The 19,195-nt window shown below is 68.7% G+C and carries 20 protein-coding genes; 15 read left to right on the forward strand and 5 right to left on the reverse strand.

Annotated features, from left to right (window positions below):
• Positions 1–41 precede the first annotated feature (41 nt).
• A complete protein-coding gene (gene cysS / locus ABN401_RS10185; protein WP_349684731.1) occupies positions 42–1,451 on the forward strand; it encodes a cysteine--tRNA ligase in 1,410 nt (469 codons plus the stop codon).
• A 173-nt stretch (positions 1,452–1,624) separates the two neighbouring features.
• Here the strand turns inward: cysS and ABN401_RS10190 are convergent, their stop codons facing one another.
• Together ABN401_RS10190 and ABN401_RS10195 are read right to left on the reverse strand one after the other, a co-directional pair.
• Positions 1,625–2,893, reverse strand: a complete 1,269-nt coding sequence (locus ABN401_RS10190) for a lytic murein transglycosylase (protein WP_349684732.1) — start codon at positions 2,891–2,893, stop codon at positions 1,625–1,627.
• A gap of 145 nt (positions 2,894–3,038) precedes the next feature.
• Positions 3,039–3,554, reverse strand: coding sequence for a hypothetical protein (locus ABN401_RS10195; RefSeq protein WP_349684733.1), 516 nt, complete (start codon positions 3,552–3,554; stop codon positions 3,039–3,041).
• A 263-nt stretch (positions 3,555–3,817) separates the two neighbouring features.
• Between ABN401_RS10195 and ykgO the strand changes: the two genes are divergently transcribed.
• The 3 genes from ykgO (at position 3,818) to ABN401_RS10210 (ending at position 4,790) form a co-directional block, all read left to right on the forward strand.
• The gene (ykgO, locus tag ABN401_RS10200) at positions 3,818–3,943 is read left to right on the forward strand and encodes a type B 50S ribosomal protein L36 (RefSeq protein ID WP_008263184.1); all 126 of its coding nucleotides are present in this window, start codon (positions 3,818–3,820) and stop codon (positions 3,941–3,943) included.
• A 201-nt stretch (positions 3,944–4,144) separates the two neighbouring features.
• Positions 4,145–4,420, forward strand: coding sequence for a nucleoid-associated protein GapR (gene gapR / locus ABN401_RS10205; RefSeq protein ID WP_349684734.1), 276 nt, complete (start codon positions 4,145–4,147; stop codon positions 4,418–4,420).
• A gap of 13 nt (positions 4,421–4,433) precedes the next feature.
• Positions 4,434–4,790: a hypothetical protein gene (locus ABN401_RS10210; protein WP_432763550.1), complete on the forward strand. Its 357-nt coding sequence runs from the start codon at positions 4,434–4,436 to the stop codon at positions 4,788–4,790.
• A gap of 56 nt (positions 4,791–4,846) precedes the next feature.
• On the opposite strand, the gene ABN401_RS10215 is transcribed toward ABN401_RS10210, so the two are convergent.
• From ABN401_RS10215 to ABN401_RS10225, 3 genes are all read right to left on the reverse strand, one after another.
• Positions 4,847–7,606, reverse strand: coding sequence for a TonB-dependent receptor (locus ABN401_RS10215; RefSeq protein ID WP_349684735.1), 2,760 nt, complete (start codon positions 7,604–7,606; stop codon positions 4,847–4,849).
• A 299-nt stretch (positions 7,607–7,905) separates the two neighbouring features.
• On the reverse strand, positions 7,906–9,354 hold the full coding sequence (locus tag ABN401_RS10220; protein WP_349684736.1) for a sigma-54-dependent transcriptional regulator: 1,449 nt from the start codon (positions 9,352–9,354) through the stop codon (positions 7,906–7,908).
• Positions 9,355–9,483: 129 nt separating this feature from the next.
• Positions 9,484–11,298 carry a DUF4153 domain-containing protein gene (locus ABN401_RS10225; protein ID WP_349684737.1) on the reverse strand — a complete coding sequence of 605 codons (1,815 nt, stop codon included), beginning with the start codon at positions 11,296–11,298 and terminating at the stop codon, positions 9,484–9,486.
• A gap of 88 nt (positions 11,299–11,386) precedes the next feature.
• Here ABN401_RS10225 and ABN401_RS10230 point away from each other — a divergent pair, with 88 nt between their 5' ends.
• From ABN401_RS10230 to ABN401_RS10280, 11 genes are all read left to right on the forward strand, one after another.
• The gene (locus ABN401_RS10230; RefSeq protein WP_349684738.1) at positions 11,387–13,183 is read left to right on the forward strand and encodes a M3 family oligoendopeptidase; all 1,797 of its coding nucleotides are present in this window, start codon (positions 11,387–11,389) and stop codon (positions 13,181–13,183) included.
• Positions 13,184–13,404: 221 nt separating this feature from the next.
• Positions 13,405–13,944: an aa3-type cytochrome c oxidase subunit IV gene (locus ABN401_RS10235; RefSeq protein WP_349684739.1), complete on the forward strand. Its 540-nt coding sequence runs from the start codon at positions 13,405–13,407 to the stop codon at positions 13,942–13,944.
• 207 nt (positions 13,945–14,151) lie between these two features.
• Complete coding sequence (locus ABN401_RS10240; RefSeq protein ID WP_349684740.1) at positions 14,152–15,285, forward strand: Re/Si-specific NAD(P)(+) transhydrogenase subunit alpha; 1,134 nt, start codon at positions 14,152–14,154, stop codon at positions 15,283–15,285.
• The gene (locus tag ABN401_RS10245; RefSeq protein ID WP_349684741.1) at positions 15,282–15,518 is read left to right on the forward strand and encodes a hypothetical protein; all 237 of its coding nucleotides are present in this window, start codon (positions 15,282–15,284) and stop codon (positions 15,516–15,518) included. The genes ABN401_RS10240 and ABN401_RS10245 overlap by 4 nt, the downstream gene beginning before the upstream one ends.
• On the forward strand, positions 15,518–15,850 hold the full coding sequence (locus ABN401_RS10250) for an NAD(P) transhydrogenase subunit alpha part 2 (protein WP_054110995.1): 333 nt from the start codon (positions 15,518–15,520) through the stop codon (positions 15,848–15,850). The genes ABN401_RS10245 and ABN401_RS10250 overlap by 1 nt, the downstream gene beginning before the upstream one ends.
• Before the next feature lies 1 nt (position 15,851).
• Positions 15,852–16,154 (forward strand): hypothetical protein, encoded by a 303-nt coding sequence (locus ABN401_RS10255; protein ID WP_349684742.1) that lies wholly within the window; start codon positions 15,852–15,854, stop codon positions 16,152–16,154.
• Entirely contained in the window at positions 16,151–16,531 is a 381-nt protein-coding gene (locus ABN401_RS10260) for a hypothetical protein (protein ID WP_349684743.1), read from the forward strand. The genes ABN401_RS10255 and ABN401_RS10260 overlap by 4 nt, the downstream gene beginning before the upstream one ends.
• Positions 16,531–16,833 carry a nucleotidyltransferase family protein gene (locus tag ABN401_RS10265; RefSeq protein WP_349684744.1) on the forward strand — a complete coding sequence of 101 codons (303 nt, stop codon included), beginning with the start codon at positions 16,531–16,533 and terminating at the stop codon, positions 16,831–16,833. Before ABN401_RS10260 ends, ABN401_RS10265 begins: the two co-directional genes overlap by 1 nt.
• Positions 16,833–17,177, forward strand: coding sequence for a HepT-like ribonuclease domain-containing protein (locus tag ABN401_RS10270; protein ID WP_349684745.1), 345 nt, complete (start codon positions 16,833–16,835; stop codon positions 17,175–17,177). The genes ABN401_RS10265 and ABN401_RS10270 overlap by 1 nt, the downstream gene beginning before the upstream one ends.
• Positions 17,174–18,589, forward strand: coding sequence for an NAD(P)(+) transhydrogenase (Re/Si-specific) subunit beta (locus ABN401_RS10275; RefSeq protein ID WP_349684746.1), 1,416 nt, complete (start codon positions 17,174–17,176; stop codon positions 18,587–18,589). The genes ABN401_RS10270 and ABN401_RS10275 overlap by 4 nt, the downstream gene beginning before the upstream one ends.
• A 185-nt stretch (positions 18,590–18,774) precedes the next feature.
• Positions 18,775–19,195, forward strand: a 421-nt coding sequence (locus ABN401_RS10280; RefSeq protein ID WP_349684747.1) for a DUF1801 domain-containing protein, incomplete at its 3' end; no start/stop codon positions are given.

The raw sequence follows: 19,195 nt of genomic DNA on the forward strand, positions 1-19,195 counted from the left end.
CGAGGCAAGTCCCGCAAGAAAACGAACCGTACCGCTTCACAATGACGCTTTTTCTCCACGACACCCTGAAACGCGAGAAGCGCGAGTTCACGCCGCGCGACCCCAGTCGGGTCACGCTCTATGTCTGCGGGCCAACGGTCTATGACTATGCCCACATCGGCAACGCCCGGCCGCCGGTGGTCTTCGACGTTCTCGTGCGGCTGCTGCGCCGGACCTATGGCCCCGACGCCGTCGTCTATGCGCGCAACGTCACCGACGTGGACGACAAGATCAATCAGAAGGCCTCACGCGAAGGCGTGCCGATCGGCGACGTCACCGCCCGCTACGAGGCCGCTTACCTGGCCGATATGGCCGCGCTCAACGTCTCGCCCCCCGACATCGCGCCCCATGTGACCGATCACATGGACGCCATCGTTGCCCAGATCGGCGCAATCCTGAATCAGGGCTCGGCCTATGTCGCCGAGGGCCACGTCCTGTTCGACGTCTCCAGCTATCCCTCCTACGGCGCGCTGTCGGGCCGCAATCTGGACGACATGATCGCCGGCGCCCGCGTCGAGGTCGCGCCCTACAAGAAGAACCCGCACGACTTCGTCCTGTGGAAGCCGTCCAAAGAGGGGGAGCCGGCCTGGCCCAGCCCCTGGGGCGACGGTCGTCCCGGGTGGCACATCGAATGCTCGGCCATGATCGAACAGGTCCTGGGCCTGCCCATCGACATCCACGGCGGCGGCATCGACCTGGTGTTTCCGCACCACGAGAACGAGATCGCGCAAGGGGTCTGCGCCCACGGCCACGCCCATGCTGACCAGGCCCACGACGCGTACGCCCGCTACTGGATGCACAACGGCTTCCTGACCGTCGACGCCGAGAAGATGTCCAAGTCGGTCGGCAACGTCCTGCTGCTGCACGATCTTGTTCAATCCATGCCGGGCGAGGTCGTGCGGTGGGCCCTGCTCAGCGCCCACTACCGCCAGCCGCTGGACTGGAACCAGAGCCTGCTGGATCAGTCGAGGAAGAACCTGGACCGGCTCTACGGGGCCCTGGGTCGGGCCAAGAGCGTCGCAGTCGAATCGGCCGAGCCGCCTGCCGAGTTCCTCGCCGCCATCCAGGACGACCTGAACACGCCGGGGGCCATCGCCAGCCTGTTCGCCCTGTCCAGCGAGATCGAGCGCGGCATGACGGCCGGCGATCTCGCCGCCGTCGGCCCGGCAAAGGCCGCCCTGTTGGCGGCCGGTGACATTCTGGGCGTGCTTCAGTCGGACCCCGACGCCTGGTTCTCCGGCGGGGCCGACGACGCCCTCAAGGCCGAGGTCGAGGCCTTGCTGGCCCAGCGCCTCACCGCCCGCGCCGAGAAGGACTGGCCCGAGGCCGACCGCATCCGCGACCGCCTGACCGCGCTGAACGTCGTCGTGATGGACGGCCCCAACGGCGCGACCTGGCGGATGAAGGAGTAGGTGTCTCCTCCCTGTCGCCCACTTGGGCGATGGGGAGGTGGCTCGAAGCGTAGCGGAGAGACGGAGGGGTTCTGGCAGCGGCGCGGTCGACACCTCGTCCAGAACCCCTCCGTCTGCTCGCAAGAGCTCGCATCCACCTCCCCATCGCTGCGCGACAGGGAGGAGACAGGGATCTACATCCCCCGCATCAGCTCCTCGGCCAGGACCGCCGTCAGATAGCCGTCCGGCGTCCGCCCGTTCGCCACCTGCCAGGCCCTGAGCGCCCGACGCGTCCCGGACCCGATCACCCCGTCGATGCCACCGACGTCGTATCCCATGCGCGCCAGGGCCGTCTGGGCCCCGAAACGCTGTTCGCGCGACAGGGGACCGTCGTCGGGCCAGGTGCCGACCAGCCCCGGCCGCCCCGCCACCCCGTCCGCCATCAGGCCGATGGCGAGGGCGTAGCTGACCGAGTTGTTGTAGCGACGGATCACATAGTGGTTGGGCAGGGCCAGGAAGGCCGGGCCCCGCGCGCCCTGAGGCAACAGGATGACGCCGTTCTCGGCCGCCTCGCCCGACGTCGGCGCTCCGCCCCGCACCAGGCTGACGCCCTGCTGGGCCCAGAAGCTCCACGGCCGACCGTCCGCCTCGGCCAGGGCATAGTCGAAGCCGGAGGGCAGGGTGACCTCGTATCCCCAGCGCTGGTCGCGCTTCCATCCCGCCTGGGCCAGCAGGTTGGCGGCCGAGGCCAGGGCGTCGGCGTCCGTGCCCCAGATGTCGACGCGGCCGTCGCCGTTGTGATCGACGCCCAGCCGCAGATAGTTGTCGGGCATGAACTGGGTCTGGCCCATGGCCCCGGCCCAACTGCCCAGCAGACCCGCGCGTTCGCGCCGTCCGTCGATGACGATGTCCAGCGCGTGCTTCAGTTGATCCTCGGCCCAGTCGCGACGGCGTCCGTCATAGGCGAGCGTCGCCAGCGACCGGATCACGTCGCTGGACCCCTGGACCTGGCCGAAGCTGGATTCCAGACCCCAGATCGCCACCAGGATCTCGGCCGGAACGCCATAGCGCTGGACCACGCCGGACGGCACGGCGTCCAGCCGCCGCCGACCCTCGGCCACGCGCGCCGCAGAGATGGCGTTGGCGATATAGGCTCCGGCCGGACGGCTGAACTCGGGCTGGTTGCCGTCCAGACGGATCACGTCGGGATCGGGTGACAGGCCCTCCAGCTGACGCGCATAGGCGTCTCGCCGCGCGCCGCCCTTCCTGTCCAGAAAGCCCTGTTTCCAGCCGTCGAACCCTGCCGCATCGGTCGAATAGGGGCGTTCCTGTGCGGCGGCGACCGGCGGTGACGCGGGCGGCGGCGCGGGCGCGGCGTTGACCACGGCCGGCGGGGCTTCCGGCAGCATCGGCGCGCAGGCCGAAACGCAGGCGATCAGGACGAGTCGGTGGTCGAGGCGCATGAGGGCAGGGTTTCCCAGAAGACGACGTGCCGGATCAAGTCTCGTGCCAATGGCACGGCAATATGACCGTGCCTCGCACGATAAGGTGAAGCCGGGCTGGATCGTTCCCGAATCCGCTGAGCTGCGGCGCCGCCGCTACGGGGGCTCAGAGCTTGCCGAATGCGACGCCGCGCCAGCCCCAGCCGGCCTTCTGCGCGGCCGCCACCAGCGGCTTCTTGATCTCGTCCGTGTCGAATCGATAGCTGTAGACCTCGCCCCAGGACAGGTCCTCACGGAAGGCATAGACCGTCTCGAAGCTCTTTTCCCAGGACTGGCCGCGAAAGCCCTCCGCGGTGGCGGACAGCACGGGCACGCCGGCGCGCCACTCGACCTCCCACGATTGATCGAGCGCGCGGATTTCGCCCTTCGCCTCGTCGAACGTCATCAGCACCTTGAACACCCGCTGAACGCCGGCCTTGGCGAAGATTTCGTACCAGGTCTCGTCGACGATGCGCCATTCGGCCACCATGTCCGCCCCTTCCTTCTTCCTGGCGTCGCGCACGATGAAAGGGGCGCTGTCCCGGTTTATGGCCAGCAGTTGCTCGCGCAGGATCTGCGTCGCCACTCGCGGCACGCCGCGCGGCGCGGGCCGACTGCCCGTCATCCAGTCGAACAGTCCCATGCTGGTTCCCCCGTCGGCGCGTGCCAAGCTCCCGTGGCTTGCGCCTGGCGAGGGGCGCTGGCAACTGGCGATCGTGTGGCTCGACGGCATGCAAACATCGCGCGTTGGGCCGTCCCATCTGGTTGACGCGCTCGCCCACCTTCTCTATACGCCCCGTTCCGCCGCCGGTCCGCCGACGGCTTTTCTGTTTCAGCATTCGCCTCCCGCGCTAAAGCAGCGAGCCGCCGCGCGGCGAGCGGTAGCGCAACTAAGGAAGTCCGACCATGAAGGTCCGCAGCTCGCTCAAGTCGCTCAAGACCCGTCACCGCGACTGCAAGGTCGTGCGTCGCAAGGGCGTCGTCTTCGTGATCAACAAGACCGACCCGCGCTTCAAGGCGAAGCAGGGCTGACGCCCTGGCGCTAACGCGCGGCTCGCGGAGCCGCGCTGCCTGAGCGCAGAACGATCCACAGGCCGCGGGCGTTGTCCGTGGCCTTTTTCGTGTCCGACGTTGAGCCGTGGCCACCGACATGGTTAGCCGGTCCAAACTCACAACGCGCTCAAGCAGCGAGGCTCCGCGAGCCGAGCGGTAGCGCCCCTCAAGGATCAAACAATGCCCGACGACGCCGGCTTCGATGCTTCCCCCGACGTCCTGACCTCGGCGGCCCAGGGCCGTCTGCGATCCATCATCGAGCGGATCGAGCGTCTGGAGGAGGACAAGGCCGCGATCATGGCCGACCAGAAGGAGGTCTTCGCCGAGGCCAAGGGCGAGGGCTACGACGTCAAGATCCTGCGCAAGGTCATCCGCATCCGCAAGCAGGACAAGGCCAAGCGTCAGGAAGAGGACGCCATCCTGGACCTGTATCTGTCCGCCCTGGGCGAAATCTGACACCCTGCGGGGCGTGAAGCGGAAATCGCCCTCAACTAGCCCGAAGGGCGATAGGGCCTCCAAGGAGGCACCCAGCCCCTATGAAGCCCAGCGCGAGGCCGCCAAGCGCGCCGCGCTGAATGCCCTGAAACGCGCTCGCCGCTCGGCCGAGAAGGCGGGCGTTTCCCTGTCCGAATGGGAGGGCGAGTTCCTGGGTTCGGTCGAGGACCGCGTGAAGACCTACGGCCGGGCCTTCGGCGATCCCGAAAAGGGCGCGCCCGGTCAGGCCCTGTCCGCCATGCAGGGCCGAAAGCTGAAAGAGATCACCCGAAAGGCCAACGGCGAGGAGCCGCGACCTCGTTGGGGCCGGAAGAAAGGGATTGGGGATTAGGGATCGGAGGGGATAACGCGCTGGCCGCTCCCCGCGTCGCCTCTACTCCCTAATCCCTAGAACAGTACCTTCCTGAAGCTCAACCGGATCACCCGGCCCTCGGGGTCCAGGAAATCGGGCTGATAGTTCAGCGGCACGTCGCCGGTCGAGGAGGTCACCTCGGTGCGGCTGTCGAACAGGTTCTGGATGCCCAGGCTGACGCGCGACCCGCGCAGGATGGGATAGCGTTCGACCCAGGACGCGCGCTGGTTCAGGTCCACGAACATCGTCAGGTTCACGGTGGTGCGGTCGCTGAAGTTCAGGGTCGATCCGCCCGGACCGCCATCGACTTCGGTCCCCTGGTTCCAGTTGGCGTTCAGGAAGGTGCCGAAGCCGTTGCGGAACACGCCACCCTGGACCTGGACCTCATTTCTGGGCGTACCGCCGTTCCCGCCCGTGGCATTGCCATCCAGCAGGTCCAGTACCGGCAGGCCCGGCCGAATCGTCACCTCGTCGGTGAAGCGCACGGTGTGGAAGACCGAGATGTTGAACCGTCCCTGGCCCGGCAACATGCCGCCGCCGCCCCGGCCTCCACCGCCGCCGCCGAACCGGAACTGTCCGCCGCCGCCCGGGGGGCCGCCGGCGCCTTGACGCCCACCGCCGCCCCCGGCGCGGGGCCCGCCACCGCCGGGCGGGCCGCCTGCGCCCGGCCGTCCGCCCTGTCCGCCCGCCGCCGCCAGATTGGGCTGGCCGAAAGCGCGCGAGAAGTTGAAGCCGCTGCGCAGCTCCGATCGCTCGGTCTGGGTGAAGTTCAGCGCCCGGGCGTCGATCGCGATCAGTCGACCGGTCGCGTCGCGCGTGAACCGCTCGGGCAGGGCCGCTTCCAGATCGGGCGTGATGGTCGGAAACCCGGTGATGGCCCCGTCCACGGTCGTGCGGGTGAAGTCCGACCGGATGCGCAGTTCCTGGCTGGAGATCGGTTGCCAGTTGAAACCCAGCTTCCAGACCTGGCGGTTGTCCGGGGTCAGGTTGGGATTGCCGCCGGTGATGCGGGTGACCAGAACCGTCTCGCCGGTGCGGAAGTCGAACACCGCGCTGTTGGGGTTGGAGATGACCGGGTCGTTCAGCTGCGAGATCGAGGGGGCCCCGTCCTCGTTGGTATAGCTGGCGATGATGCCCAGGGCATCGATCGGCGACCAGTTGAGGCCCGCGCCCCAGGTGGTCAGCCCGCCGATGTCCGACGCGTCGTCATAGCCGGCGTTCACATTGACCGACAGATCGCCGATCGGCCGCAGCACATCGACGCCGTTCGAGATCGGCAGGGTCAGGTTGGCCGAGGTGAAGACCCGGTCCCGACCGATCGTGCGGGCGCTGAACACGCCCGAGCGGGTGCTCTCCGATTCCAGTTCGCGCGTGTCCGCTCCGACCGTCAGGGTGCTGCTGACCGACCCGGCCGGCAGCTCGAACAGGTCGCCGTTGAACACCGCCTCGACATTGCCGCCGCTGGAAACCGAGTTGGCCGTGTCGACCAGCCGGCTGAACCGCGCGGGGTCCAGGTCGCCGAACGGGTTCAGCGTGCCCGCCGTCACAGCGGCCTGAGCCGCCGTGGCGTCCAGGCCGCGCCCTGTCACGGTGTCGCTCTCCACCCGGTCATAGGCACCCGACAGCGTCCAGCGCCAGTCGCCCAGGAAGCCGTCCAGCAGCAGTCCCAGATTGGCCGTCTGGGTTTGACTGTCGCGCGTCACGGCGAACGGGTCGTCGATGAAGCGATAGACCGCGACGTCCTGGCTGAAGGGCGAGCCGTTCAGCCCCGCCGGAGCCGTCAGGGTCACGCCGGGCAGGCCCAGATACGAGAAGCTGGAGCCCTGTTCCAGGTTCAGACTGATGGTCCCCTTGATCGTCTCGTTCAGGTCCCGCGCCAGCGAGGCGTTCAGCTGGGTCTGGTCGCCGCGCGGCAGCAGGGTCCGGTACTGGGTCAGGTCGCCTGACCGCGGCGTATTGGCTCCGGCCGCGAAGCCCGCCAGGGTCGGATTGGAACCGCCCGGATTGGCCGCAACGGTCACCGACTGGCCCGCGAGAGCCGACAGGGCGGGGTCGATCTCGGCGCCGAACGGGATCCCGGCGACATTGCCGATCCGGTCGAACGGCTGACTGCCCGGATCGCGCCGGATGTCGCGCTCGGTCTCGAACAGGGCGGTGTCGTGCTCGTGTTCCAGGCTGACGTTCAGCCGGTTGCCGCCGACGATGCTGAAGTATCCGCTTTCGACCTCGGTCGAGTTGCGCCCGCCCTGCGTCGGCGCGCGATAGGTCAGTTCGGCGTTGGCCTGGGTGAAGGTGGCCTTCAGCACGATGTTGACCACCCGCTGATCCGCCGCGAAGCCATAGGTCAGGGCGGCCTCTTCGGGAAGGATCTCGGTCCGCTCGATCGCCTCGAACGGGATGGTGCGGATTTCCTGGAAGCCCGACGTCCGCCGGCCGTTCAGCAGCACCACCGGCCCGCCGCCCCCGCGACCCCGGTTCGACCGCGTCAGGGGCTCCAGCGCCGCCAGCAGCTCGGCGACGTTCGTCGCGCCGTAGGCGATCAGCTGGTCGGCATCCAGGGTGATCTCGGGCTCGATGTCGCCCTGCACCCGCCCGCGCGCGGCCGAGACCGTCACCTCTGGCAAGACATAGTCGGGATCGTCCGCCGCCACGGATGCGCCCGACGGCTGGTCCTCGTCCTGCGGCTCCTGGGCGGCCGGGACCGTCGCCTGGGGCACGGCGGGGCTGGCCTGGACGGGCGCGGTCTGGATCGCGCCCGACGCGAGCGCGACGAGCAGGGTGGAGGCGACGGTCATGAGAACTCTGGGCTGGCGAACGCGGGGAGGGGCGGTGGGGCAGCGTCCGTCCGGCGTGGGCGAACGCCGATCCGGCGACCTTGTTTCACGCGCCAGTGCTGGCGTTCCGTCGCGGCGTCAATGAGGCGGTTTGTTACACTGCGTCTCCTCCCTGTCGGCCGACTGGCCGATGGGGAGGTGGCAGCGAGCCCTTGCGAGCTGACGGAGGGGTTCTTGGGGGGCGGCGAGAACCGCTCCGTGACTCCGCTCCGCTCCGTGCCACCTCCCCATCGTTTCGCGACAGGGAGGAGACGGATTTGTCACCCCGCCTCTTTCAGCGCGCCTTCCAGCCCCTGTTCGCGCACCTTGCGGTACAGGGTCGAGCGGCCGATGCCCAGCCGACGCGCGATCTCGGACATATGACCGGCATAGACCTCGATCGCATGCTGGATCAGATCGCGCTCGATGTCCTCCAGCGTCCGCAGATGCCCGCGCTCGTCCAGGATCTTGATCGGCTGGTCGGGCAGGGGGGGCAGGTCGGCATAGCCCTGGACCGCCGCCGACGGCTGCGAGGCTTGCGCCTCCAGCGGCATGGCGATGCCCGAGATGGCCGGAAAGTCGTGTGGCTGCAGGAAGGGCGCGTCCGCCAGGACGATGGCGCGATAGATGGTGTTCTCCAGCTGGCGCACATTGCCGGGCCAGTCGAACGCGGTCAGCAGGGCCAGGGTCTCGGCCGAGGCGCCCGCCACCCGCTTGCCCTCCTCGACGTTGAAGCGGCCGACGAAGTGGTCGATCAGGGCGGGGATATCTTCGCGCCGGTCGCGAAGCGCCGGGGCCTCGATCGGAAACACGTTCAGGCGATAGAACAGGTCCTCGCGGAAGGTCCCCGCCGCCACGGCGCCTGACAGGTCGCGGTTGGTGGCCGAGACGATGCGCACATCGACCTTGACCGCCCGCTTGGACCCGACCGGATCGATCTCGCCTTCCTGCAGCGCGCGCAGCAGCTTGACCTGCATGTCCAGCGGCAGCTCACCGATCTCGTCCAGGAACAGGGTGCCGCCATTGGCCTCGGCGAACTTGCCCAGATGCTTGTCGGACGCGCCGGTGAAGCTGCCCTTCTCGTGGCCGAACAGGATCGACTCGACCAGATTGACCGGCAAGGCCCCGCAGTTGACGGCCACGAACGGCTTGCCCGCCCGCTCCGACGCCCCGTGCAGGGCGCGCGCGATCACTTCCTTGCCGACGCCGCTCTCGCCGGTGATCAGCACCGGGATGGTGGACTTGGCCGCCCGGCCGCCCAGCGCCTTGACCATCTGCATGGGCCGGCTGTCGCCCACCAGGTCGGCGAAGGTCACCCGACCCGCGACGTGCTTCTTCAGCCGCCCGACCTCGGCCGTCAGCTGGGTCAGCTGCAGGGCGTTGCGGATACCGACCAGGATGCGTTCCGGGCTGGCGGGCTTGACGAAAAAGTCCTGGGCCCCGGCCTGCATGGCCTTGACCACCGTCTCGATGCCGCCGCTGGCCGTCAGCACGATCACCGGCGTGGTCACCCCCGCGGTGCGGATCTCCGCCAGGCACTCCATGCCGCTCATCTGTGGCATGACCAGGTCCAGCAGGACCACGTCCGCTCCACCGCCCTTGGTCAGGCGATCGATGGCCTCGCCGCCGCTTTCGGCGTGAACCACCTGATAGCCCTCGCGCTCCAGAACCGCCTGCGCCAGCCGGCGCTGCGTCGGATCGTCGTCGACCACCAGAACGGTCTTGGCCATAGGAAGACACCCCTGTCACCGGCCGGTCCTCTGTCGCGGGACTGGCTCGTTTCGGGACGGTTCTAGGCCCGACGCGGTGAAGATCGGGTTGGCCGACGTGGTGTCCCCGGGGTTAACCGCGGCTCTGGCTCAGCATCGCGGCCGGGCGCTGGCCACCAGCTCCGCCGGAACGCCGCTGCCGGTCTCCAGCGCGGGACGGCTATGGTCGGCGGCGCGCAGCCGGCCCTGGCGCAGCAAGTCGCGCGCATCGACCGCCGGCCGGCCCCCGCACACCACCGGCACAAAGTACCCTCGCGACCAGTAGGTGCCGTATTCGGCGTCCTCGCTGAACACGGTGACCGTGCCGGCCTGAACCAGCAGAACGTCGCCCTGCGGAAAGCCCAGGGACGGCCCGAGCACCGCCAGACAGTCGCCGGGCGCGCGGCAGTCCGACCGCGCGTCCTCGGTCTCCCCGACGATCTCGAAGAAGGGCTCGGGCAGGGCGGGGGCGCCGTCCAGGGTGTCGATGATCGGTCGGACGTCCTGGCTCTCGCTCGGGTCGTTGAAGACGATCTGGTCCTGGGCGGCCTTGGCGCGGGCGGCGATCACCGGGTCGTCGGACGCCGCCAGACGGGCCAGGGCGGCATGACCGGTCTTTCCGCTGGACTGCTGCAGGAAGTCATAGTCGAACCTGTCCGCCGCGACCTGGCCGCGCTCCAGTCGCGCCATCTGGTCGGCGACCGACAGACGCGCGGGATCGGCGACCGGGCTGAACAGGGCCAGGATCGCCAGGACGCTGGCCACCGCACCGGCGATGTTGGTCCGCTCCAATGGCGCCATCCAGCGGGTTCCGGACCGCAGGGTCGCCGCCGCTGCATGGGCGTAGCCCCCCGCATGAAGCGCCCCGATGAGGGCGCAGGCCGCCGCGATGATCCGGTCGGGCGTCAGCCCGTGCTGGCCGATCCGCAGCGCCAGGCCCCAGACGGCGATCCCGACCAGGGGCACCAGCAGGACCGCCGCCACCTGGACGGCGACCCTCAGCACGGCGGGCGGCAGGTTCTCGGGCCGCCCGTCCTGATAGGCGGCGTTGATCAGCACGATCATCACCCCCACCGCCGACAGCACCAGCGCCGTCGCGCTGCCCGTCTCCCACAGCCCGTCCAGCCCGGTGAAGGGCAGGGCGATCAGGAAGGCCCCGACCAGCACCGTCAGCACCAGCAGCAACCATGACAGCAGCATCAGGGCGATGGTCCGCACCCCCCGGATCAGCCCGTCGCGCACATCCGTCAGATGCACCGCCGTCGCGAACGCCAGTCCGGTCAGCGGCAGGAAGAACCAGCCCTGCCGCAGCAACTCGCCCAGGAATCTCAGCCCGATGACGTTGAACAGCGCCGCCCCCAGGAACAGCAGCAGCCAGAACACCCCGGCGAAGGCGATCGACGCCGCCAACTGCACCCCCGCCATCCAGGCCGCGTCGAAATAGGCCGCAAAGGACGCGATCAGCCGCCGCTCCCGGTCCGCCGGCAGGATCAGATGGTGGGCGATGAACAGCGCCACGGCCGAGAATGCGAACAGCGGAAACGTCGGCTCGCGGTCCATCCCCGACTGCCGCGCGATGTCGTGCCAGGCCAGCCCCGCCAGCACCGTGGCGGCGACGCCGGCCCAAGCCGCCAGGATCGCGATCCTCAGTCGCCCCACCCCGGCCAGCAGCACGGGCGGCAGGAACAGGGCGGGCAACAGCATCGCCGCGAACAGTTCCGGGTTCCGCGACGACCAGGTCGCCCCATCTCCCTCGGTGGTCCGCATCAGCAGATACAGGACGATCCCCTGGGCCAGCCCGATCCCCAGCCGCGCCAGAGCCACCATCCGCCCCGAGGTCGCCCCCAGGGCGTCGCGTCCCCCGCCGATCGTGTCCGCTGCGCTGTTCATGTCGTCCTCGCCCCAGGATGCCGCATCAGAGCCCATGTCGCGGCCCCGCGAAAGGGCACGCTTCCTGACGCCGCGACGATCGCGACCGGTTGCGCCCGGCGGCCGTCGACCCCACAACCGCGTCATGAACGCGCCCTTCAAGACCCCCGCCGCCGAGCCCCCCCTGTGGGACCTCTCCGATCTCTATGCCTCGCGCGAGGACGCCCGCGTCGTCGCAGACCTGGACGCCGCCCGCGCCGCGGTCGCGGAGCTGAACGGCCTGCAGGGCCGCCTCGTCGCCGATCGCGCCGACCCCGCGGCGCTGGGCGCGACGCTGGATCGGGTCATCGGTCTCTATGAACAGGCGTCCGAGCGGCTGGGCGCGCTGGGAGCCTTCGCCTTCCTGTCCGCCTCCACCGACCGAAACGACGCGGCCGCGCAAGGCTTCGAGGCCGACCTGCGCGAGAAGATCACCGCCGTCGCCACCCCGACCGTCTGGGTGACCCTGGAGATCAATCAGCTGGACGACGCCGAGCTGGAGGCCGCGCTGGCGGCCCATGCGGGCGCGGCCCGCTGGCGGCCGTGGCTCCGTCGCGTCCGCGCCATGAAGCCGCACGAGCTGTCGCAGGAGCTCGAGACCTTCATCGCCGAGCGGATGCCGATCAACGCCCAATGGCCGCGCCTGTTCGACGAGACCATGGCCGCCCTGCGTGTCGAGGCCGGCAAGGACACCCTGACGCTCGCTGAGGCCCTGAACCAGCTGTCCGATCCCAGGGAGGCCCGCAGGAAGGCCGCCGCCGAGGGCCTGAACGCCGCGCTCGCCGCCCGCGTCCCGACCCTGGCGCTGGTGCTCAACACCGTCGCCGCCGACAAGGCGATGGAGGACCGCTGGCGCGGGTTCAAACGCCCCGCCGACAGCCGCCACCTGTCCAACGAGGTCGATGGCGAAGCGGTCGACGCCATGGCCGACGCAGTCGCCGCCGCCTATCCGCGCCTGTCGCACCGCTACTATGCGCTCAAGGCCAGGGTCCTGGGCAAGCCGAAGCTGGACCAGTGGGACCGGAATGCTCCGATCGAGACCACGGCGCCGCGCGCCTTCGACTGGGGTCAGGGTCGCGACCTGGTGCTGGAGAGCTTCTCGGACCTGGGCGACGAGTTCGCGGCCCGCGCCGGGCGCTTCTTCGACAGACCGTGGATCGACGGCCGCGCCCGCCCGGGCAAACAGTCGGGCGCCTATGCCCACCCGGTCACCGCCGACCGCCACCCCTATGTCTTCCTGAACTGGATGGGCGAACGGCGCGACGTCCTGACCCTGGCCCACGAGCTCGGCCACGGCGTCCACCAGACCCTGGCGGCGGAGAAGGGCACCCTGCTGGCCGACACCCCCCTGACCCTGGCCGAGACCGCCTCGATCTTCGCCGAGGGCCTGACCTTCGACCGCCTGCTGGCCACCGCGCCCAAGGCCGAGCAGCGGGGCCTCCTGGCCGGCCGTATCGAGGACGGCCTGAACACCGTCGTCCGCCAGATCGCCTTCCACCGCTTCGAGACCCGCTTCCACGACGAGCGGGCCAAGGGCGAGGTCCCGGCCGAGCGTCTGGGCCAGCTGTTCATCGAGGAGATGGGCGCGTCTCTGGGCCCTGCCGTCACGCTCAACCTCGGCTATGACGCCTGGTGGAGCTACGTCAGCCATTTCGTCCACTCGCCCTTCTACGTCTATGCCTATGCCTTCGGGGATCTGCTGGTCGCCGCCCTGATGGAGACCCGCGCCAAGGACCCGGACGGCTTCACGCCTCTGTACCGCGACCTTCTGGCCGCCGGCGGCACCCTGACCTACGCGGAGGCGCTGAAGCCCTTCGGCCTCGACCCGCGCGACCCGGCCTTCTGGACCATCGGCACCCGGCGGCTGGAGCGGCTGATCGACCAGTTCGAGGCGCTGGGTTGAGGCAGGCTCATTATGCCCGTTATCCTCGGACTTGATCCGAGGATCGGACGTTCCGCATAGGGCATCGCCGGGTCCGAGCCTCAGCCGTTGTGCGACGCATCGGATAGCGGCGCGGCGGACAATCCGATCCTCGGATCAAGTCCGAGGATGGCGGGGTTCCTAGAGGGTGCTACACTCTAATCTGGCGGCAAGCACAGACAGCGGTCTTGAACCGCATTCCCTTGACGATATCGGATGAGGATTTTTGGGCCCAGATCGCGGTCATCGATGCGATTCGCGACGAGGACATTGACTACAGCGACATCTCGCCGGTCCGCGACTTCACCGGTTGGGAGCGTGGAAAGTTCTATCGCCCGAACGAACGACATACGATCATTATCCGCCATCCCGACGGCTCCGTTCAGATATCGCACCTTGAGCCTGAAGAGCGGCTCGCTATAAGGCGGCGACGTCTCGAATACGCCGACCGTTTCCTGGAACAACGCCCCATGGCCGACCACCCGCACCACACCTCGCACGACGCCGCCGATCATGACGCCGAGGCCTATGTCCACGGCTCGATGACCATCGAGGAGCAGCGTCAGACCTGGGACCTGTTCATGGGCCTGACCAAGTGGGGCTCGCTGGCGGTCGCGGCGATCCTGCTGCTGCTGACGCTGTGGTTCATGCCGGGCGGCAGCCTCATCACGGGCGTGCTGGGCGGCGGGGCCCTGGCGGTCGCCGGCTTCTTCTTCCTGAAGAGCCCCAAGGCCGGTCACTAGGGGCGCACCCCAATCTCCGCTCATCCCCGCGAAAGCGGGGACCCAGTTCTTTGGGCGATCAGCGGGAGAGAATGGTCCCATTCGTTGTGCCCCGAAGCAGCACTGGGTCCCCGCTTTCGCGAGGATGAGCGGAAAAGGAAGGGTGCTTTGACGGACCCATCCCGCCCGGCCTAACCTTGGTCCGTCCATCGGGACGGAGGGATTCGCGTGGGTCTGAGCATCGCCGTGACCAGGGAACGCCATGAGGGCGAGACCCGCTGCGCCGTCACTCCGGACACGGTCAAGAAGTTCGTCGCCCTGGGGGCGACCGTCCTGGTCGAGGCCGGGACCGGCGCCGGCTCGTCCATCCCTGACGCCGAATACGTCGCCGCCGGCGCGGTGGTGAAGCCCGACACCCGCGCGGTGCTGGACGGCGCCGACCTGGTGCTGAAGGTGCGCGGCCCGACCCAGCAGGAGATCACGGCGCTCAAGCCCGGAGCCGTCGTCATCGCCCTGCTGGACGCCTACCGCGAGAAGGACACGGTCGCGGCCCTGGCCGGAGCCGGCGCCACCGCCTTCGCCATGGAGTTCGTGCCCCGCATCACCCGGGCCCAGGTCATGGACGCCCTGTCGTCCCAGGCGAACCTGGCGGGCTACCGCGCGGTCATCGAGGCCGCCAACGCCTATGGTCGGGGCTTTCCGATGATGATGACGGCGGCCGGCACCGTCGCCGCCGCCAAGGTCTTCGTCATGGGCGTGGGCGTCGCGGGGCTGCAGGCCATCGCCACGGCCCGGCGTCTGGGCGCGGTCGTCACCGCCACCGACGTCCGCCCCGCCACCAAGGAACAGGTGGAATCCCTCGGCGCCAAATTCCTCGCCGTCGAGGACGAGGAGTTCAAGAACGCCCAGACCGCCGGCGGCTACGCCAAGGCGATGTCCGAGGAATACAAGGCCAAACAGGCGGCCCTGACCGGCGAGCACATCAAGAAGCAGGACATCGTCATCACCACGGCCCTGATCCCGGGTCGCGCCGCGCCGGTGCTGGTCACCGCCGACCATGTCGCCTCGATGAAGCCCGGCTCGGTCATCGTCGACCTCGCCATCGAGAACGGCGGCAACGTCCAGGGCGGCAAGCTGGGCGAGGTCGTGACCACGCCGAACGGCGTCTCCATCGTCGGCCTCGCCAACCTGCCCGGCCGCATCGCCTCGGACGCCTCCAGCCTCTACGCCAAGAACCTGGTCGCCTTCGCGGGCCTGCTCATCAAGGAGGGCGGCCTGACCGTCGATCTGGAGGACGAGATTCTGAAGGCCGCCGTGGTCACCCACGGCGGGGCCGTCGTGCACGAGGGAGTGCGGGGGTGAAGCAGGCTATGGTCAGGGTCGCGTTCATCGGCGCTTGCCTGCTCATCGCTTGGGAGTTCATCGTTTTTGGCCTTTCCGTCGCCGCGTTTGTTTCGGGCGAGGGCCGGGTGGGTGGTGGTCTATCCGGCCTTCTGGTCCAGTCGATGGGAATGGTGCGCTCGACCCTGCACGGACTTGTGCCGCCAGTGATTTTGCTGATCGTGATAGAAGTTTACAAAGGCCGGAGAGCGTAATGGAACACGTCGATCCCACCGTCTTCCGCCTGGCGATCTTCGTGCTCGCCATCTTCGTCGGCTACTACGTCGTCTGGTCGGTGACGCCCGCCCTACACACGCCGTTGATGGCCGTGACCAACGCCATCTCCAGCGTCATCATCGTCGGCGGCCTGATCGCGGCGGCGGCGGCCTCGGGCGACGGGGTCGGCGGCTGGATCGCCAAGGGGGCGGGCGTCGCGGCCGTGACCCTGGCATCCGTCAACATCTTCGGCGGCTTCATGGTCACCCGCCGCATGCTGGCCATGTACAAGAAGAAGGAACGCCCCGCCAAGGTCGAGGCCAAGGGCTGACATGACGCTCGACGCCCTGGTTTCCACCCCGGCCGCCGTGGCCCAGACCGTCTCGTGGCTCGCCACGGGCATCGGCCTGGGTCTGTGGCTGTGGAGCTGGCTGGGCGAGAAGAACGCGATCCAGAAGCTGCGCTTTCGCGACTGCGGCGTCATCCTGCTGTTCGCCGGCATCCTGGCGCGCATCGTGGTCCAGGAACGCGCCATGACTCCCTTCGACTGGGCCATGAGCCTGCTCGGTCCCCTCTTCATCGCCGCCGCCCTGTGGCGACTGGGGCGCACGGCGACGGCGGGGGAGGGGCGATGAGGCGCGCGGCTCTGCTGGCCGGGGTGCTCGGCGCGGCGGCGGGTCCGTCGGCGGCGCAGACGCACGTCGGCGACAACCTCGGGGGCGGACTGCACTGGCATGTCGCGGCCCCGAATGGCGCGAATTGGTCTCTGGAATGCCGCTTTCGGCCCATCACCCGCACCGTGAATCAGTACGAGCGTCGTCGCTGGGCCAACCGGATGACGATCAATGGGGCCGGTCCTCAGGCTGGTCGGCTGCCAGTCGATAACGGCCGCTGCGCCGTCACGAAGCGCGGGGGCGAGGGGCCGGTCGCCATCGCGCTGGTCCGCGGTGCCGAGACCGCAACCGGCGTGGCGGCCGAGGTCGGCGATCAGGCCTTCGCGGGGTTGCTCTGATGGACCGGCCGCAGACCTTGCTGGATCAGGCTCTGGCCGCCGTCCGAGAGGAACGTCCAACGGCTCGAGCCTTGGGCGTCGAACTGATCGGGATCGTGGGATCCGTCGCTCGCGGCGAAGCCCGCGCCGACAGCGATGTGGATATTGTCTACGATGTCGTCGGCCGACCGACGCTGTTCGATCTGGGCGCGATCGTCGTAGAGCTCGAGGATCGCCTGGGGCGACCCGTGGACCTTATCGGTCGCGAGGCCATGAAACCGGATCGGTGGGCCTACATGGGTCGCGATCTCGTGGTGGCCTGATGGACGACGCAGTCCGGATCAGGCTCGCCGACATGCGCGACAACGCCGTCAAGGCGCTGGCCTTTCTGGACGAGCGGGAACCGAACGAGCTCGACGCCGAACCTCTCTATGCCTACGCGATCCTGCATGCCGTCCAGATCGTCGGCGAGGCGGCCCGAAAAATACCCGACGCCGTCAGACACGCCGCACCGTCCGTGGCCTGGCAGGCGTCTGTCGCGATGCGCAACATTCTGGTTCACGACTACGGCAAGGTCAGTCTTCAAATCCTGGTGGACACGGTTCGAAACGACTTTCCGCCTTTGATCGCCGACCTCGAACGCCTCCTGGGGGAAAACGACACATGAACGCATCCATCGCGGCCCTGGCCTATCTGGCCGCCGGCGTCCTGTTCATCCTGTCGCTGCGGGGTCTGTCGAGCCCGGAGACCAGCCGTCAGGGCAACACCTTCGGCATGGTCGGCATGGCGCTGGCGGTCGGCATCACCTTGCTGACGCTGGGCACGACCGGCGCGCTCGATCCCCTGACCCTGGCCCTGCTGGCCGGTGGCGTGATCGTCGGCGGCGGGGCGGGGGCCCTGATCGCCAGGCGCGTGGCCATGACCGACATGCCCCAGCTGGTTGCGGCCTTCCATTCGCTGGTCGGCATGGCGGCCTGCCTGGTCGCCGTCGGGGCCGTCTATGCGCCCGAGAGCTTCGGCATCGCCACCGAGGACGGTGGCATCAAGCTGATCTCGATCGTCGAGCTGGCCCTGGGCGTCGCCATCGGGGCCATCACCTTCACCGGCTCGGTCATCGCCTTCGCCAAGCTGAACGGCAACATGTCGGGTGCCCCGATCATCCTGCCCGCCCGGCACCTGATCAACATCGGCCTGGCGCTGGGCCTGATCTTCCTGATCGGCATCATGATCGGGTCGGGCGGCACGGCCATCTGGGCCTTCTGGGGCATCTTCGCCATCGCCCTGATCCTGGGCGCGACGCTTATCATCCCGATCGGCGGGGCCGACATGCCGGTCGTGGTGTCGATGCTGAACTCCTATTCCGGCTGGGCGGCGGCGGCCCTGGGCTTCACGCTCGAGAACATCGCCCTGATCATCACCGGGGCCCTGGTCGGCAGCTCCGGCGCGATCCTCAGCTACATCATGTGCAAGGGCATGAACCGCAGCTTCATCTCGGTCATCCTGGGCGGCTTCGGCGGCGACGCGGCCGCAGCCGGCGAAGCCCGCGTCGAGACCCGCCCGGTCAAGCAGGGCAGTGCCGAGGACGCCGCCTTCATCATGAAGAACGCGTCGAAGGTCATCATCGTCCCCGGCTACGGCATGGCGGTCGCCCAGGCCCAGCATGCGCTGCGCGAAATGGCCGACAAGCTGAAGGAGGAAGGCGTCGAGGTGAAATACGCCATCCACCCCGTCGCCGGCCGCATGCCCGGCCACATGAACGTCCTGCTGGCCGAGGCCAACGTCCCCTATGACGAGGTGTTCGAGCTGGAGGATATCAACGCCGAATTCGCCACGGCGGATGTCGCCTTCGTCATCGGCGCCAACGACGTGACCAACCCGGCCGCCAAGACCGACCCCACCAGCGCCATCTTCGGCATGCCCATCCTGGACGTCGAAAAGGCCGGCACCGTCCTGTTCATCAAGCGCGGCATGGCGGCGGGCTATGCGGGCGTGGAGAACGAGCTGTTCTTCAGGGACAACACGATGATGCTGTTCAGCGACGCCAAGAAGATGGTCGAGGGGATCGTGAAGGGGCTGTGAGGTGTGGGGCTGGGTGCCCATCCTCTTCCGCTCATCCCGGCGAAAGCCGGGACCCAGTCCTTAAGTGAGGCATGATGTCGGGATTGCAGGGCGCGCGCCTCGTCGGAAACCCGTCGCCCAAAGCACTGGGTCCCGGCTTTCGCCGGGAGGAGCGGAGGGGTTAGGGTCGTTACGGGAGGTTCACCATGGCCTATGAAGCCAAGACCAAGCCCACCCCCGTCTCGCCCCAGGCCTTCATCGACAGCGTCGATCATCCCGGCCGGCGTGAGGACGCTCATGCCGTCCTCGCCCTGCTGACCGAGGCGACCGGCCATCCGCCCGTCATGTGGGGGCCGTCGATCATCGGCTTCGGCAAGTACCGCTACACCTACGACAGCGGCCACTCGGGCGAGGCCCCGCTGGTGGGGTTCTCGCCGAGGAAGGCCAATCTGGTGCTCTACATGGCCGCCTATGAGGAGGCCCGCGACGATTTCCTGGCGCGGCTGGGCAAGCACAAGTCGGGCAAGGGCTGCATCTATCTGAACCGGCTGGCCGATGTGGACGCCGCCGTCATCGCCGAGATGGCGCGCTGGAGCATCAAGACGCTGAAAGAGCGCCACCCGGACT

This window comes from Brevundimonas aurifodinae (assembly GCF_040195595.1).
GTDB classification, from domain to species: Bacteria; Pseudomonadota; Alphaproteobacteria; order Caulobacterales; family Caulobacteraceae; genus Brevundimonas; species Brevundimonas aurifodinae.